The 15386-nt window shown below is 51.6% G+C and carries 10 protein-coding genes; all 10 read left to right on the top strand.

Features of this window, described 5'->3' with window-relative positions; translation table 11 throughout:
• The first annotated feature begins 11 nt into the window (after window positions 1–11).
• Window positions 12–2120 carry a glycogen debranching protein GlgX gene (glgX, locus tag H6A13_RS01970; RefSeq protein WP_204907944.1) on the top strand — a complete coding sequence of 703 codons (2109 nt, stop codon included), beginning with the start codon at window positions 12–14 and terminating at the stop codon, window positions 2118–2120.
• Entirely contained in the window at window positions 2117–3067 is a 951-nt protein-coding gene (locus H6A13_RS01965; RefSeq protein WP_204907943.1) for an ornithine cyclodeaminase family protein, read from the top strand. Before glgX ends, H6A13_RS01965 begins: the two co-directional genes overlap by 4 nt.
• Window positions 3068–3069: 2 nt before the next feature.
• On the top strand, window positions 3070–3444 hold the full coding sequence (locus H6A13_RS01960; RefSeq protein WP_204907942.1) for a RidA family protein: 375 nt from the start codon (window positions 3070–3072) through the stop codon (window positions 3442–3444).
• A gap of 43 nt (window positions 3445–3487) precedes the next feature.
• Complete coding sequence (locus tag H6A13_RS01955; protein WP_204907941.1) at window positions 3488–4318, top strand: Mrp/NBP35 family ATP-binding protein; 831 nt, start codon at window positions 3488–3490, stop codon at window positions 4316–4318.
• Window positions 4319–4639: 321 nt separating this feature from the next.
• Entirely contained in the window at window positions 4640–5953 is a 1314-nt protein-coding gene (locus H6A13_RS01950; protein WP_204907940.1) for a putative DNA modification/repair radical SAM protein, read from the top strand.
• Entirely contained in the window at window positions 5950–6750 is an 801-nt protein-coding gene (locus H6A13_RS01945; protein WP_204907939.1) for a TIGR03915 family putative DNA repair protein, read from the top strand. The genes H6A13_RS01950 and H6A13_RS01945 overlap by 4 nt, the downstream gene beginning before the upstream one ends.
• Window positions 6751–6786: 36 nt before the next feature.
• Window positions 6787–9165 carry an ATP-dependent DNA helicase gene (locus H6A13_RS01940; RefSeq protein ID WP_204907938.1) on the top strand — a complete coding sequence of 793 codons (2379 nt, stop codon included), beginning with the start codon at window positions 6787–6789 and terminating at the stop codon, window positions 9163–9165.
• Window positions 9162–9878 carry a TIGR01906 family membrane protein gene (locus H6A13_RS01935; RefSeq protein WP_338042983.1) on the top strand — a complete coding sequence of 239 codons (717 nt, stop codon included), beginning with the start codon at window positions 9162–9164 and terminating at the stop codon, window positions 9876–9878. The genes H6A13_RS01940 and H6A13_RS01935 overlap by 4 nt, the downstream gene beginning before the upstream one ends.
• 92 nt (window positions 9879–9970) lie before the next feature.
• Window positions 9971–13768, top strand: coding sequence for a phosphoribosylformylglycinamidine synthase (locus H6A13_RS01930; RefSeq protein WP_204907937.1), 3798 nt, complete (start codon window positions 9971–9973; stop codon window positions 13766–13768).
• A 246-nt stretch (window positions 13769–14014) separates the two neighbouring features.
• Window positions 14015–15349, top strand: a complete 1335-nt coding sequence (gdhA, locus tag H6A13_RS01925; protein WP_204907936.1) for an NADP-specific glutamate dehydrogenase — start codon at window positions 14015–14017, stop codon at window positions 15347–15349.
• Window positions 15350–15386 lie beyond the last annotated feature (37 nt).

The following is a 15386-nucleotide window of genomic DNA, read 5'->3' as shown; positions in this document are numbered from 1 at the left end:
GGAGGGATGGTATGGCGGCAGATGCGGAGCAATTGTTGCACGAAGGAGAAGCAAGACATATGCTTGCGCTGGACCGGATCGGCGAGTACGAGGTGCGTCCGGGGTTTTACGACTATGAGGGGGCCTCACCGATCCCCGGAGGGGTGAATTTTACGGTCCATTCCCACGGGGCAGTATCCTGCGAGCTCCTTCTTTATCACAGGAAAGAGTCTGAACCCTATGCGGTGCTGCCTTTTCCGGAAAACTACCGGATCGGCGACGTATATTCCATGATCGTGTTCGGGCTGAATGTAGAAGAGTTTGAGTATGCCTACCGGGTGGACGGGCCCTATGACCCGGCAAAAGGGCTTTTGTTTGACAAAAGCCATGTGCTGCTGGATCCTTATGCAAAAGCGGTCACCGGACAGAGCACCTGGGGGAAAAAGGTCAGCGACGACGGATACCGGGCCCGGGTGGTGCGCAATAATTTCGACTGGGGAGCTTTGAAACAGCCGAAGATCCCTATGGAGGATCTGATTATTTATGAAATGCATGTGCGTGGATTTACGAAGCTTGCAAAAGATGTGAGTGCGCCGGGAACATTTCTTGGCATCCGGGAGAAGATTCCGTATCTGAAAAAGCTGGGAATCAACGCCATTGAACTGATGCCGGTTTTTGAATTTGACGAACTGGCGGGCAGAAGGATCGTGGACGGAAAAGAGGTGCTGAATTACTGGGGATATAATACGGTCAGCTTTTTCGCGCCCAATACCAGTTACGCCTCTGCGGTGGAATATAACCAGGAGGGGCTGGAGTTTAAGCAGCTGGTCCGGGCGCTCCATGAAAACGGGATCGAAGTGATCCTGGATGTGGTGTTCAACCATACGGCGGAAGGAAATGAAGACGGGCCGTTTATATCTTTTAAAGGCTTTGACAATAACATTTATTATCTGCTGACGCCGGAAGGGTATTATTATAATTTCAGCGGCTGTGGAAATACCATGAACTGTAATCATCCCGTGGTCCAGCAGATGATCGTCTCCTGTCTGCGCTACTGGGTTACCACCTACCGGATCGACGGGTTCCGGTTTGACCTGGCTTCGATCCTGGGAAGAAATGAGGACGGCTCGCCCATGGAGAAGCCGCCGCTTTTGCAGGCGCTGGCCTGTGATCCCATCCTGGCGGACACCAAGCTGATCGCGGAAGCCTGGGATGCAGGCGGTCTCTATCAGGTGGGAGCGTTCCCCGCGTTCCACCGTTGGAGCGAGTGGAACGGGCGCTACCGGGATGATCTGCGGGAATATTTAAAAGGCGGGCTTTGGTGCGCCGGTGCAGCGCTTGAGCGGATCACAGGGTCAAAGGATCTGTATGATCCGGCTGTCCGCGGAACGCACGCATCCGTGAATTTCCTGACCTGCCACGATGGATTTACGTTGTATGACCTGTATTCTTATAACCAGAAACACAACGAAGCCAACGGCTGGGAGAACACAGACGGCGCCAATGACAACCGGAGCTGGAACTGCGGCTGGGAAGGGGATACCAAAGATCCGGAAGTTATAAAGTTAAGGATGCGGCTGATCCGCAATGCCTGCGCGGTGCTGTTCGCCAGCCGGGGAACGCCCATGTTCCTGGCGGGGGATGAATTCTGCAATACCCAGTTTGGCAATAATAATGCCTACTGCCAGGATAATGAGATTTCCTGGCTGGACTGGGGGAGACTGGAGCTGTTCCCGGAAATCCACCGGTTCTTCCGCCAGATGATCCGGTTCCGGAAGGAGCATCCGGCTGTCCGTGGAACGAAGGTGCCTGCAGTCTGCGGGCTTCCGGAGACGAGCATTCACAGTGAGATCCCCTGGATGGCGCCGGCGGAAGGAAGCAGGGCAGGGGCAGTGCTGTTTGCCTGCTATGATCCGAAGCGGAAGAAGGATGATATTGTCTATCTGGTCATCAACCCCTTCTGGGAGGCGGTGGAAGTAAAGCTTCCGGGGCTGCCGGACGGACTGAAATGGTATATGAAGGTCAATACCAGCGCGCAGGGAGAGGAGTTCCTGGAGCTGGCGATATGGATCCGCAACGACCGGGTGCTGGCCGGAGCGCGCTCTGTTATGATATTATTAGGTGAGAGGAAAGAAAAATGATTGTTTTAGGAAAAGAACAGATTGAAGAATTGATGGACTGCAACATGATGATGGATCAGATCGAGGAGTGTTACCGGATCTTCCGGGCAGGCACTTATTATATGCCGCCAAGACCCGTGATCGAGCATGACAATAAGACGTTGATCTATATGCCCTGCTACACAGAGGAGATCATCGGGACAAAGATGCTGACCATGTTTCCGGAAAATGCGAAGCTGGGTCTGCCGTCGATTGACGGGCTGGTGATCTTAAATGATCAGAAAACAGGAGCGCCTCTGGCGGTTCTGGACGGGCAGTCAGTGACGGCCTGGCGGACAGGCGCCGTAGGCGGGACGGCCATCCGGCATCTGGCGGACAAAGACGCGCATACGGTGGGGATCATCGGCGCCGGGACACAGGGATTTTACCAGGCCCTGTATGCCTGCGCGGCCAGAGAGATCCGGCAGGTGTCGGTGTACAATCACAGTGGCAGGGACCTGACGGAATATCTGGAGAGGCTGAAAAAAGCTATTGATAATCCGGGTGTAAAGGTAGTACAATGTAAGACAGCGGAGGAACTGGTAAGACAGAGCGAGATCATCTGTACGGCCACGCCTTCGACTGAGCCGGTACTTCCTGACGACAAGGAGCTGTTAAAAGGGAAGTGTATCATTGCCATCGGTTCTTATACGCCTAAGATGCGGGAGATCCCGGACGCGATCTGGGACATGGCGGACCGGGTGTATATCGAGCTTCCTTACGCCTGCGAGGAGAGCGGTGATTTAAGCCAGCCTCTGGCTGACGGAAAGCTTACAAAGGACCGGATCGTTCTGATGAGCGATTACCTGGCTTCCGATGAACGGGAAGAATCCGGAAACGGAAAGACCACGTATTTCAAATCAGTGGGAATGGGTCTTTTTGACGTGTGTATCGCACAAAAAATATTAGAGATAGCAAAGGAGAGGTAACTATGAAAATCGTAGCAACAGAAAAAGCACCTGCAGCACTTGGACCGTATTCACAGGGATATATCCACGGAGGAATGTTCTACTCCGCAGGACAGCTGGGAGCAGATCCGGCTACCGGAAATCTGGCAGAAGGGATCGAGGGACAGGCTGACCGCGCATGCCAGAACATGGCGGCTGTACTGGAAGCGGCAGGAACCTCTTTCGATAAAGTTGTAAAGACCACCTGTTTCCTGGCAGACATGGGAGATTTTGCTGCATTTAACGAAGTATATGCTAAATATTTCACTTCCAAACCGGCCAGAAGCTGCGTGGCAGTTAAGACACTTCCGAAGAACGCGCTGTGCGAGATCGAAGTGATCGCAGCAGTAGAAGAATAAAAGCAGAGTTTGAAAACGAAGCAAAGAAAAGAGGTTATTATAAATGGCAGAACAGCAAAACGGATGCTCTCCATCCGACTGCGCCGGATGTGCACATGCGGACAGCTGTACCAGTAAGCCCGTCGACTTTAAAAAGCCGGCCAACGCTCATTCCCGGATCGGGAAAGTGATCGCAGTGGTCAGCGGAAAAGGCGGCGTGGGTAAATCCATGGTCACAGCGTCCCTTGCAAGGATCATGCGAGAGCAGGGATTTTCCGTGGGCATCCTGGACGCAGACATTACAGGCCCCTCTATCCCGAAAATGTACGGGATCCACGAGACGGCAAAGGGAACAGGAGAAGAGATCCTTCCGGCAGAAGCAAAAGACGGGACAAAGATCATGTCCGTCAACCTGCTTCTGGAGCATGAGTCCGATCCGGTCATCTGGAGAGGACCGATCATCGCAGGCGTAGTCACACAGTTCTGGACCGACGTGGTCTGGGGCGATCTGGATTATCTGTTTGTGGATATGCCGCCGGGAACCGGCGACGTGCCGCTGACCGTATTCCAGTCTCTGCCGGTGGACGGCGTGGTGATCGTCACATCCCCCCAGGACCTGGTACAGATGATCGTAGAAAAAGCCTACAATATGGCAGTGCAGATGAACATCCCGGTGCTGGGCGTGGTAGAAAACTACAGCTACCTGGTATGCCCGGACTGCGGAAAGAAAATATCCGTATTCGGCGAGAGCCATGTAGACGATGCGGCCGCAAAGCTCGGGATTCCGGTGCTTGGCAAGATGCCCATAGACGCTGGGCTTGCACAGGCTGTGGAAGAAGAGAAGTTTTATGAGGTCAGCAATGAATACCTGGCCGGAGTTGTAAACAAGATGTAACGCAAAACAAATTTGGGACGTAGACCTTTGCAAAAGGTCTACGTCCCAAATTGCGTTTTGCGGTGTCCCCAATCGCATTTCAGGGTGTCCCTTTTTGGCGTTAGGGGTGTCCCCGTACCCTGTCGCCAAAACTCGTGCCTGTCCGATATGAAAAACAGAGAATGGCTAAAACAGAGAGCAGAGTTGACAAAAAGAACATTTGTTCGTATAATAAATATACCGAACAAATGTTCTTTTACGATGCGTTGGGGACGTAGACCTTTTGCATTCACCCGCGGGTACTTTTGCATTTTACCGCGTCCCCATCCGGGAGGTGATACTATGTGGCTCCAGGAGTCGATGGATTTGTATGAGAAGCTGGAGATTTTGACGGATGCGGCCAAGTATGACGTGGCATGCACGTCCAGCGGCGCGGACGGGCGGGGAGACGGCGCCGGCATGGGCAGTTGCGAACGTGCGGGGATCTGTCACAGTTTTTCTGCGGACGGCCGGTGTATTTCTCTTTTGAAGATCTTGTTTACGAATGAGTGTATCTATGACTGTAAATATTGTATTAACCGCCGGAGCAACGATGTGCGCCGGGCTTCTTTTACGCCGGACGAGGTGTGTACGCTTACGATGGAATTTTACCGGAGGAACTATATTGAAGGGTTGTTCCTGAGTTCCGGGGTGCTGGTGAGCCCGGATTATACCATGGAGCTTCTGTACGCCACTTTATGGAAACTGCGACGGGAGTGCCGGTTTCAGGGATATATCCATGTGAAGGCGATCCCGGGAGCCAGCCGGGAACTGGTGGAGCGGCTGGGATTTCTGGCTGACCGTATGAGCATCAATCTGGAACTTCCCACAGCGGAGGGCCTGCAGATGCTGGCGCCTCATAAGACCCGGAAAAAGATCCTGGAGCCTATGCGGCTGGTGCAGACGAGAATGATGGAAAATAAGCAGGAGATCCAGTTGTACCGGGGCGGGCCACAGTTTGTGCCTGCCGGCCAGAGTACGCAGATGATCATCGGGGCCACGCCGGAGACGGACTACCAGATTGTCCGGGTGGCCCAGTCCCTTTACGACAATTTTGATCTGAAGCGGGTGTTTTATTCGGCCTTTGTCCATGTCAATGACGATGCGGCCCTGCCTGCCAGGACAGACGCCGGGCCGCCGCTTCTCAGGGAACACCGGCTGTACCAGGCGGACTGGCTGCTCCGGTATTATCACTTCCGGGCAGAAGAACTTCTGTCTGAGGAGCAGCCGAATTTTAACATTCATTTTGATCCGAAATGCAATTGGGCGCTGAACCATCTGGAACAGTTTCCGGTTGAGGTGAACCGGGCGGACTACCGGATGCTTTTGCGGGTTCCGGGGATCGGATACAAGTCCGCCTCCAGGATCGTGAAGGCCAGAAGACTGGGAGTCCTTGGGTTTCAGGATCTGAAGAAAATGGGCGTGGTTTTGAAACGGGCTCTGTATTTTATTACCTGTCAGGGGAAGATGATGTATCCCGTCAGACTGGAAGAGGATTATATCGCAAGAAATCTTCTGGAAACAAAGGAAAAACTGCCGGCTGAAGTAAGAGATCTGGGATACCGGCAGCTGTCACTGTTTGATGATGTAAGATTCAGGGAGAATGTGATCGTGTGAGGACCATTTATATTTGTACAGATTCCGTGACAGGGATCTATTCAGGAATTTATGATGCCTGGAAGCAGGCGGTGGTAAACCGGCAGGAAGGCTGCGGGATCGCACTGAAAGGCCAGGTGGAGCAGGAACTGTTCTGTGAATACACGGAGGTAGAGGAAGATCTGAAAAAAGCGGCAGCGGTAGACCGGCTGATCCATAAGAACATGGGAGAGAAGGCCCGGAGGGATCTTTATTACGCGTTGCTGACAGAAGATCCGGAGAAAGGAAATGCAGTGCTTGGAACCATGTTTGCGGCAAGAAGCCTTCCGGACAGCCGGAAGATCATGGAGCATCTGAGCCATCCCATGGTGGAAAAAGTGTTTGAGTTAAGCCGGGCGGCGGGAGGAGAAGCCCATAACTACAAAGGATTCTTAAGATTCCGGGAACTGGAAAACGGGGTGCTGTACGCCGCGATCCGGCCCAAAGCCCAGGTGCTTCCCTGCCTGGCGCCGCATTTTGCAGACCGGCTTCCCAAAGAGAACTGGATGATCCATGATCAGCATCACGGCCAGTTTGCGGTTCATGAGGCGGGAAAAAAGTGGGTGCTGCTGCAGCAGGATCCGGAAGAAAAGCTGGAGATCCGGTTTCAGGTCTCCGATGCCGAGCGGCAGTATGCGCGGCTGTGGAAGGGCTTCTGCCGGGCGATCACCATTGAAGAAAGGCGCAATCCGGCCTGTCAGCTTCAGCATCTGCCGCTCAGGTACCGGTCTGAAATGACGGAATTTCTTGCAGAAGAGTTTCCGGGTGTGGTAAGATGATTGCAGCAATCAGACACAGGATAGGAAGAGATGTTTATGGATACAGAGCAGCCGCTGATCCGGATTTCTGTCCGCAATCTGGTGGAATTCATTCTTCGAAGCGGTGACATTGACAACCGGGCCGCAGGAGCGGATAAAGACGCCATGCTCCTGGGCGGGAAAATCCACCGGAAGATCCAGCGAAGCATGGGCGCGGACTATCAGGCAGAAGTTTCCTTAAAAATGAAGATTCCCTGTCAGGGGTTTGATCTGTCTGTGGAGGGGCGGGCAGACGGTATTTTCCGCACGCCTTCCGGCATTGTGGTCGATGAGATCAAGGGGATTTTTAAAGATCTGGAATACTTAAAGGAACCGGAGCCGATCCATCTGGCTCAGGCAAAATGTTACGCATATATTTACGCAGTCCAGCAGGAACTGGAGGAGATCGGGGTTCAGATGACCTATTGCAACATGGATACTGAGGATATCAAACGGTTTCAGAGCGCTTATCAGACAAAAGAACTGGGCGTCTGGTTTCTGGAGGTTGTGGGGGAATATGAAAAATGGGCCCGTTTCCAGATCCGCTGGCAGGAAAAGAGAAATGCCTCGATCCGGGAGGTTCAGTTCCCGTTTGCCTACCGGGAGGGACAAAAGAAACTGACAGCGGCTGTTTACCGTACCATTGAGCAAAAAAAGAAATTATTTATCCAGGCCCCTACCGGCGTGGGGAAAACCATTGCCACCGTCTTTCCATCCGTCCGGGCCATGGGAGAAGGACTGGGAGAGAAGATCTTTTATCTGACCGCCAAAACCATTACCCGCACCGTGGCCTGGCAGGCGTTTGAGACGCTGAGGGAGCAGGCTCTGCGGATGAAAGTGATCGTACTGACCGCCAAAGAAAAGATCTGCTTCTGTGAAGAAACGGAGTGCAATCCCGATGCCTGTCCCTATGCGAAAGGACATTTTGACCGGGTCAACGACGCGGTCTATGAGCTTTTGAACACCACCGATGCCATCAGCAGAGAAGTGATCGAGGAGCAGGCAAGAAAATGGCAGGTCTGTCCCTTTGAAATGGGTCTGGACGTGTCCACCTGGGTGGACGCTGTCATCTGCGATTACAACTACGTCTTTGATCCCAATGCGCATCTGAAACGCTTTTTCGGGGAAGGAAACAAAGGAGACTATCTGTTTCTGATCGACGAGGCGCATAATCTTGTGGACAGAGGAAGAGAGATGTACAGCGCCGCTATCTGCAAGGAGGACTTTCTCAAGATCAAAAAGCTGGTCAAAGAAGAAGACCCCAGGCTTTCCAAAAGACTGGAAGAGTGCAACAGACAACTGCTGGCCCTGAAGCGGGAGTGCGAGGGATGTCAGGTTCTTGACAGCGCGGCAAATGTTTACCTGAAACTGGTTTCGCTGATGGGAGAGATGGAGCGGTTCCTGGAAGAATGCAAGAATGAGGAAATGCATGCAGAGGTTCTGGAACTGTGTTTTGCAGTCCGCTCGTTCCTGGGGATCTATGAAGATCTGGATGAAAACTATCTGATCAATTCCGAACTGGGAGAGGACGGGCGGTTTTATCTGCATCTTTTCTGTGTCAATCCGGCCAGAAAGCTGCAGGAATATCTGGAAAAAGGAAGAAGCACGATCCTCTTTTCCGCCACGCTTCTGCCGGTCCATTATTATAAAAAGCTTCTCAGCACTTCAACGGACGATTACGCCGTTTATGCCGAGTCGCCCTTTGATCCGGCCAACCGGCTGTTGCTGCTGGGAAATGACGTGAGTACAAAATACAAACTGCGGGGAAAGCAGATGTACCGGAAGTACGCCAGGTATCTGGTAAATGTGGCAAAGGCGAAGGCAGGAAACTATATTGCTTTTTTTCCTTCCTATCATTTTATGGAAGAGGTACACGAAGAGTTTCTGGAAATCCTGGAAGATACGGGAGAGGATATCGATGATGTCATGCAGTCTCCCTATATGTCCGAGGAGGCAAGGGAGATTTTCCTGGAAAATTTTGAGGACGTCCGGAACCGCAGTCTGATGGGATTCTGCGTGCTGGGCGGAATCTTTTCCGAGGGGATCGATCTTTCCGAAGATCAGCTGATCGGCGCGGTGATCATAGGAACCGGTCTTCCCCAGGTGTGCAGGGAACGGGAACTTCTGAAACAATATTTTGACGCCCGGGGATTCCGGGGCTTTGATTATGCCTATCTTTATCCGGGAATGAATAAAGTCCTGCAGGCTGCGGGACGGGTGATCCGTACAGACGAAGATCAGGGAGTGATCCTTCTTCTGGACGACCGGTTCCGGGAACGCCGCTGCCAGGAAATATTCCCCAGAGAATGGGCGTCCCGCGGCTGGTGCAGTCTGGGAAATGTGTCGGAACAGATTGCCCGGTTCTGGGAGGAAAAGAACGGAGGAGAGACCAGTTGAAAACAATACAGAGGGCGGCGGCCTTTACCGCCATGTTTTGCGTAATCATCGCCATGCTGATCACCAGCTTCCAGATCGCGATCTATGGGGATCCGGATTACAGATTTTATCAGAAGGAATACGAAAAATACCAGGTGACAGAATCGCTCTATATGGATATGGAGGATGTGATGGAGGTCACTTCCTATATGATGGATTATCTGATCGGAAAAGAAGAAGTGCTTTCGATTGAAACCGAGGTGGAAGGCAGGACTCAGGATTTCTTCAATGAACAGGACCGGCTTCACATGGAAGATGTGAAAAATTTATTTCTGGGCGGGTTGAAACTCCGTACTGTCATGTTACTCGTTGCCGCGGTCCTCGTCCTGTTTCTGATCCTTACAAAAGCGGACTTAAAGAAAATGCTGACCGGAGCATATTTTGCGGCTCTGGGAGTCTTTGCGATCCTGATCGCGGGACTTCTGGTTTCTTTTGCCGTTGACTTTACAGCAAGCTTTACGGTGTTCCACGAGATCTTTTTTACCAATGACCTGTGGATGTTTGATCCTGCGGAAGATTACATGATCCGGATGCTGCCGGAAGGCTTTTTCTACGACATGGTTATGCGGATCGGAGCCTTCTTTGTGGGCGGACTGATGCTCCTGTTTGCAGTGATGATGGCCGTCAGGCAGAAAGCATTCTGGAAATACAGAGGAAAAACCGGGGAAAAATAGAACGCCGGGGTTTTACTAATCTGCATTCCTGTGGTATGATGAAATAAGGGCAAAAATTCATAATGAATCAACAATAAGATGGAGGAAGTTTTATGGGCAATGTAAAACGAGTGTATGTAGAAAAGAAGCCGGAGTATGCGGTTCAGGCAAAGGATCTGTACCACGAGCTTCACGGATATCTGGGGATCAAAGATCTGAAGAATGTCCGGGTGCTGATCCGGTACGATGTGGAAAACATTACCGACGAGACTTTTGAAAAGGCCTGCAACGGCATCTTTTCAGAACCGCCGGTGGATACTCTTTATAAAGAAGAATTCCCGATGGCTGAGGGAAGCCGTGTGTTTTCTGTAGAATTCCTGCCGGGTCAGTTTGATCAGAGAGCGGATTCCGCGGTACAGTGCGTGCAGTTTATCAAAGAGGACGAGCAGCCGGTGATCCATACCGCCACCACCTATGTGGTAGAGGGAAATCTTACGGATGAAGAGTTTGCGGCAGTGAAAAAGCACTGCATCAATCCGGTGGATTCCAGAGAGACTGGCATGGAAAAACCGGACACTCTGGTGACAAAATTCGAGGAGCCGGAAGATGTGCGGATCTTTGAGGGATTCAAGGACATGGAAGAAGCGCCGTTTAAGGAGCTTTACGATTCTCTGGGGCTTGCCATGACATTTAAAGACTTCCTTCATATCCAGAATTATTTCCGGAATGAGGAGCACAGAGATCCGTCCATGACGGAGATCCGGGTTCTGGATACTTACTGGTCTGATCATTGCCGTCATACCACTTTCTCCACGGAACTGACAGACGTTTCCTTTGGAGAAGGAGACTATAAAGAACCGATCCAGGAAACCTACCGCCAGTATCTGAAGGATCACAGCGAGATCTTTAAAGGCAGAGAGGATAAGTTTGTCTGCCTGATGGATCTGGCTCTGATGGCAATGCGGAAGTTAAAGAGAGAAGGAAAACTGGAAGATCAGGAAGAATCTGAAGAGATCAATGCCTGCAGTATCGTTGTGCCGGTAACAGTAGACGGCGTGGAAGAAGAATGGCTGGTGAACTTCAAGAACGAGACCCACAACCATCCGACAGAGATCGAGCCTTTCGGAGGGGCGGCTACCTGTCTTGGCGGCGCCATCCGTGATCCTCTGTCCGGCAGAACCTATGTATATCAGGCGATGCGTGTGACCGGAGCGGCAGATCCCACTGTTTCTGCAAAAGATACCCTGAAGGGCAAGCTTCCCCAGAAGAAACTGGTAAGAGAGGCGGCCCATGGATATAGTTCCTATGGCAACCAGATCGGCCTTGCCACCGGCGCGGTGAAAGAAATCTATCATCCCAACTATGTGGCAAAACGTATGGAGATCGGAGCGGTGCTTGGCGCGGCTCCAAGAAGAGCCGTGATCCGCGAGACTTCGGATCCGGGAGATATCATCATCCTGCTGGGCGGACGCACCGGCCGTGACGGCTGCGGTGGAGCGACCGGATCCTCCAAGGTACATACCGAAGAGTCCACCACCACCTGCGGCGCGGAGGTCCAGAAGGGAAATCCGCCTACAGAGCGCAAGATCCAGAGACTGTTCCGCAGAGAAGAAGTCAGCAGGCTGATCAAAAAATGTAACGACTTTGGCGCAGGCGGCGTATCCGTTGCCATCGGAGAGCTGGCTGACGGCCTGAGAGTAGATCTTGATAAAGTGCCGAAAAAATATGCGGGACTTGACGGAACCGAGATTGCTATTTCCGAATCCCAGGAACGTATGGCGGTTGTGGTAGATCCCAAAGACGCCGATGCATTTATGGCGTATGCTTCCGAAGAAAACCTGGAGGCTACCAGAGTGGCTGTTGTAACAGAAGAACCCAGGCTGGTGCTCTGCTGGAGAGGAAAAGAGATCGTCAATCTTTCCCGCGCTTTCCTGGATACCAACGGCGCTCATCAGGAGACTGCAGTGGCTGTTGATATTCCGGACCGGAAGGATACCGTTCTTACCAGACAGGAAGTAAAAGACGTAAAAGAGCAGTGGATGAATACCCTGAAAGATCTGAACGTATGCTCCCAGAAGGGACTGGTGGAGATGTTTGACGGTTCGATCGGAGCCGGATCTGTCTTCATGCCCCACGGCGGAAAATATCAGATGACAGAGACCCAGGCTATGGTGGCAAAACTTCCGGTGCTGAAAGGAGACTGCGACACCGTGACGATGATGAGTTACGGATTTGATCCCTACCTTTCTACCTGGAGCCCGTATCACGGAGCCATTTATGCTGTGACAGAATCCGTTGCAAAGATCGTGGCTTCCGGAGGAGATTACTCGAAGATCCGGTTTACCTTCCAGGAGTATTTCCGCCGTATGACAGAAGATCCGCACAGATGGAGCCAGCCTTTTGCGGCGCTCCTTGGAGCATATAACGCACAGCTCGGATTCGGGCTGCCGTCCATCGGAGGAAAGGACAGTATGTCCGGTACTTTCGAAGATATTGATGTGCCGCCTACACTGGTATCCTTTGCCGTGGATGTGGCAAAAGAAAAAGACATCATCACACCGGAGCTTAAGAAGGCCGGCAGCAAGCTGGTATGGCTGCGGATCGAGACCGATGATTACGACGTACCGGTCTACGAAAAAGTGATGGAGCAGTATGGCAAATTTACAGAAGATATCCGCGCGGGCAGGATCCTTTCCGCATATGCGCTTGACCGCCACGGTATTGCAGCAGCAGTCAGCAAGATGGCGTTTGGAAACGGGCTTGGCGTAAAGATCGAACACAATCTGGATCCCAGAGACTTCTTTGCGCCGGGATTTGGAGATATTATTGCAGAGGTTCCGGACGGACAGGTTGGAAATCTTCAGATCACCTATACTGTGATCGGAGAAGTAACAGAGAACGGCAGATTCTCCTATGGAGACTGTGTCATCGGGCTTGATGAAGCCGAAGATGGATGGAAAGGAACGCTGGAGAAGGTATTTGCCACCAGATCCGGGGCAGAAGAATCTGCAGAGAACTGGGTTCTCACTCCTTCCGAAACAGCAGACGGCGAACTGAAGGAAGACGGATGCTTCTATGCGTCCCGCGTTCATATCTGCAACCACAAGATCGCGCAGCCCACGGTATTTATTCCGGTGTTCCCGGGAACCAACTGTGAGTATGACAGCGGAAAGGCCTTTGAGCGGGCCGGCGCAAAGGTTGTGACGAAAGTATTTAAGAACTTAAGCGCTGCGGATATCGTGGATTCTGTCCAGGTATTTGAGCAGGCTATTGCACAGGCGCAGATCATCATGTTCCCGGGCGGCTTCAGCGCAGGCGACGAGCCGGACGGTTCCGCAAAATTCTTTGCGACTGCGTTCCAGAACGCGAAGCTCAAAGAAGCGGTAGAAAAACTGCTGAATGAAAGAGACGGACTGGTACTTGGCGTATGCAACGGCTTCCAGGCACTGATCAAACTTGGCCTGGTACCGAATGGAAAGATCACCGGACAGACCGATGTTTCTCCGACGCTGACTTATAATACCATCGGACGCCATATTTCCAAGATGGTTTATACAAAGGTTGTTACCAACAAGTCCCCGTGGCTTGCACAGGCTGAACTTGGCGGTGTCTATGTCAATCCGGCTTCTCACGGAGAAGGAAGATTTGTTGCACCGGAAGAGACCATCCAGAGACTCTTTGCAAACGGCCAGGTGGCTACCCGTTACTGCGACCCAAGCGGTAATATCACAGGGGATGAAGAGTGGAATGTGAACGGTTCCTATTATGCGATCGAGGGTATCACAAGTCCGGACGGAAGAGTGCTTGGCAAGATGGCCCATTCCGAGCGTAGAGGCCGCAGCGTTGCCGTAAATATCTACGGAGAGCAGGATATGAAGATCTTCGAGTCCGGAGTTGCATATTTTAAGTAAAAAGTGAATTTTGCAAGTAAATAAGTTGCATTTCCATCTGCAAAAGTTAACAAAAATCAATAAAAATGCAGGAAAAAATTTATATAGTTGCAAAAAATCAATAAAAATGCAAAAAAACACTTGTGTTTTTTGCCGGGATACTTTATTCTGTTAAAGAGACAAAGGTGTCAACGGTGTAGGAAGGAGCAGACATGTTTGTCTGCTCCTTTTTCTATACAAAATCAAAGCATCAAGGAGGAAGAAACTATGTCATATGTGGATGAAGTCTTGGAAAGAGTAGTAGCAAAGAACCCGGCAGAGCCGGAATTTCACCAGGCAGTGAAAGAGGTTCTGGAGTCTTTGAGAGTTGTGATCGAGGCAAATGAAGAGAAGTACAGAAAAGACGCATTGCTGGAACGTCTGGTAGAGCCGGAGAGACAGTTTAAGTTCCGTGTTCCGTGGGTAGACGATAAAGGACAGGTGCAGGTAAACACCGGCTACAGAGTACAGTTTAACAGCGCCATCGGACCTTACAAGGGCGGTCTTCGTCTTCACCCGTCTGTAAACCTTGGAATTATCAAGTTCCTCGGTTTTGAGCAGATTTTCAAGAATTCATTGACAGGCCTTCCGATCGGAGGAGGAAAAGGCGGTTCCGACTTTGATCCGAAGGGCAAATCTGACAGAGAAGTCATGGCTTTTTGTCAGAGCTTTATGACAGAACTTTGCAAATATATCGGCGCTGACACAGACGTGCCGGCTGGAGACATCGGTACCGGCGCAAGAGAGATCGGCTATATGTTCGGCCAGTATAAGAGAATCCGCGGACTGTACGAAGGCGTGCTGACCGGAAAAGGATTAAGCTACGGTGGATCTCTGGCAAGAACAGAAGCTACCGGATATGGTCTTCTGTATCTGACAGAGGAACTTCTGAAACTGAACGGCATTGAACTTGCAGGCAAGACCGTTGCCGTATCCGGTTCCGGAAATGTGGCAATCTACGCGACAGAAAAAGCGCAGCAGCTGGGCGCCAAGGTAGTGACAGTCAGTGATTCTACCGGATGGGTCTATGATCCGGAAGGCATCGATGTGGCTGCATTAAAAGAGATCAAGGAAGTAAACCGCGCCCGTCTGACCGAGTACAAGAAATATCGTCCGAATTCCGAATACCATGAGGGCCGCGGCGTATGGTCTGTAAAAGTAGACATCGCCCTTCCCTGTGCAACCCAGAACGAGCTGCTTCTGGAGGATGCAAAACAGCTGGTTGCAAACGGATGCATCATCGTGGCAGAAGGCGCCAATATGCCGACTACCATTGAGGCAACCGAATACCTGCAGAAAAACGGCGTGATGTTCGCACCTGGAAAAGCAGCGAACGCCGGCGGAGTTGCGACTTCCGCACTGGAGATGTCACAGAACAGCGAGCGCTTAAGCTGGACCTTTGAGGAAGTGGACAGCAAGCTGAAAGGAATCATGGTCAACATCTGCCACAACATGGTGGATGCGGCAAAACGCTACGGCATGGAAGGCAACTATGTGGCAGGAGCAAACATTGCCGGATTTGAAAAAGTAGTGGACGCTATGACCGCTCAGGGAATCGTCTAAAAAAATTGAAAAAAAGTGTTGACATTTGAAAGAAGTT

This window comes from Mordavella massiliensis (assembly GCF_016902415.1).
In the GTDB taxonomy this organism is placed as follows: domain Bacteria; phylum Bacillota; class Clostridia; order Lachnospirales; family Lachnospiraceae; genus Merdimonas; species Merdimonas faecigallinarum.
The sequence above is the reverse complement of the archived record's forward strand: the minus strand, read 5'-3'. Positions and strand labels throughout refer to the sequence as shown.

Coding starts and splice junctions, on each gene's coding strand:
- H6A13_RS01930 (WP_204907937.1), top strand. CDS start 9,971: ATGGGCAATGTAAAACGAGTGTATGTAGAAAAGAAGCCGGAGTATGCG.
- glgX (WP_204907944.1), top strand. CDS start 12: ATGGCGGCAGATGCGGAGCAATTGTTGCACGAAGGAGAAGCAAGACAT.
- H6A13_RS01965 (WP_204907943.1), top strand. CDS start 2,117: ATGATTGTTTTAGGAAAAGAACAGATTGAAGAATTGATGGACTGCAAC.
- H6A13_RS01940 (WP_204907938.1), top strand. CDS start 6,787: ATGGATACAGAGCAGCCGCTGATCCGGATTTCTGTCCGCAATCTGGTG.
- H6A13_RS01950 (WP_204907940.1), top strand. CDS start 4,640: ATGTGGCTCCAGGAGTCGATGGATTTGTATGAGAAGCTGGAGATTTTG.
- H6A13_RS01955 (WP_204907941.1), top strand. CDS start 3,488: ATGGCAGAACAGCAAAACGGATGCTCTCCATCCGACTGCGCCGGATGT.
- H6A13_RS01960 (WP_204907942.1), top strand. CDS start 3,070: ATGAAAATCGTAGCAACAGAAAAAGCACCTGCAGCACTTGGACCGTAT.
- gdhA (WP_204907936.1), top strand. CDS start 14,015: ATGTCATATGTGGATGAAGTCTTGGAAAGAGTAGTAGCAAAGAACCCG.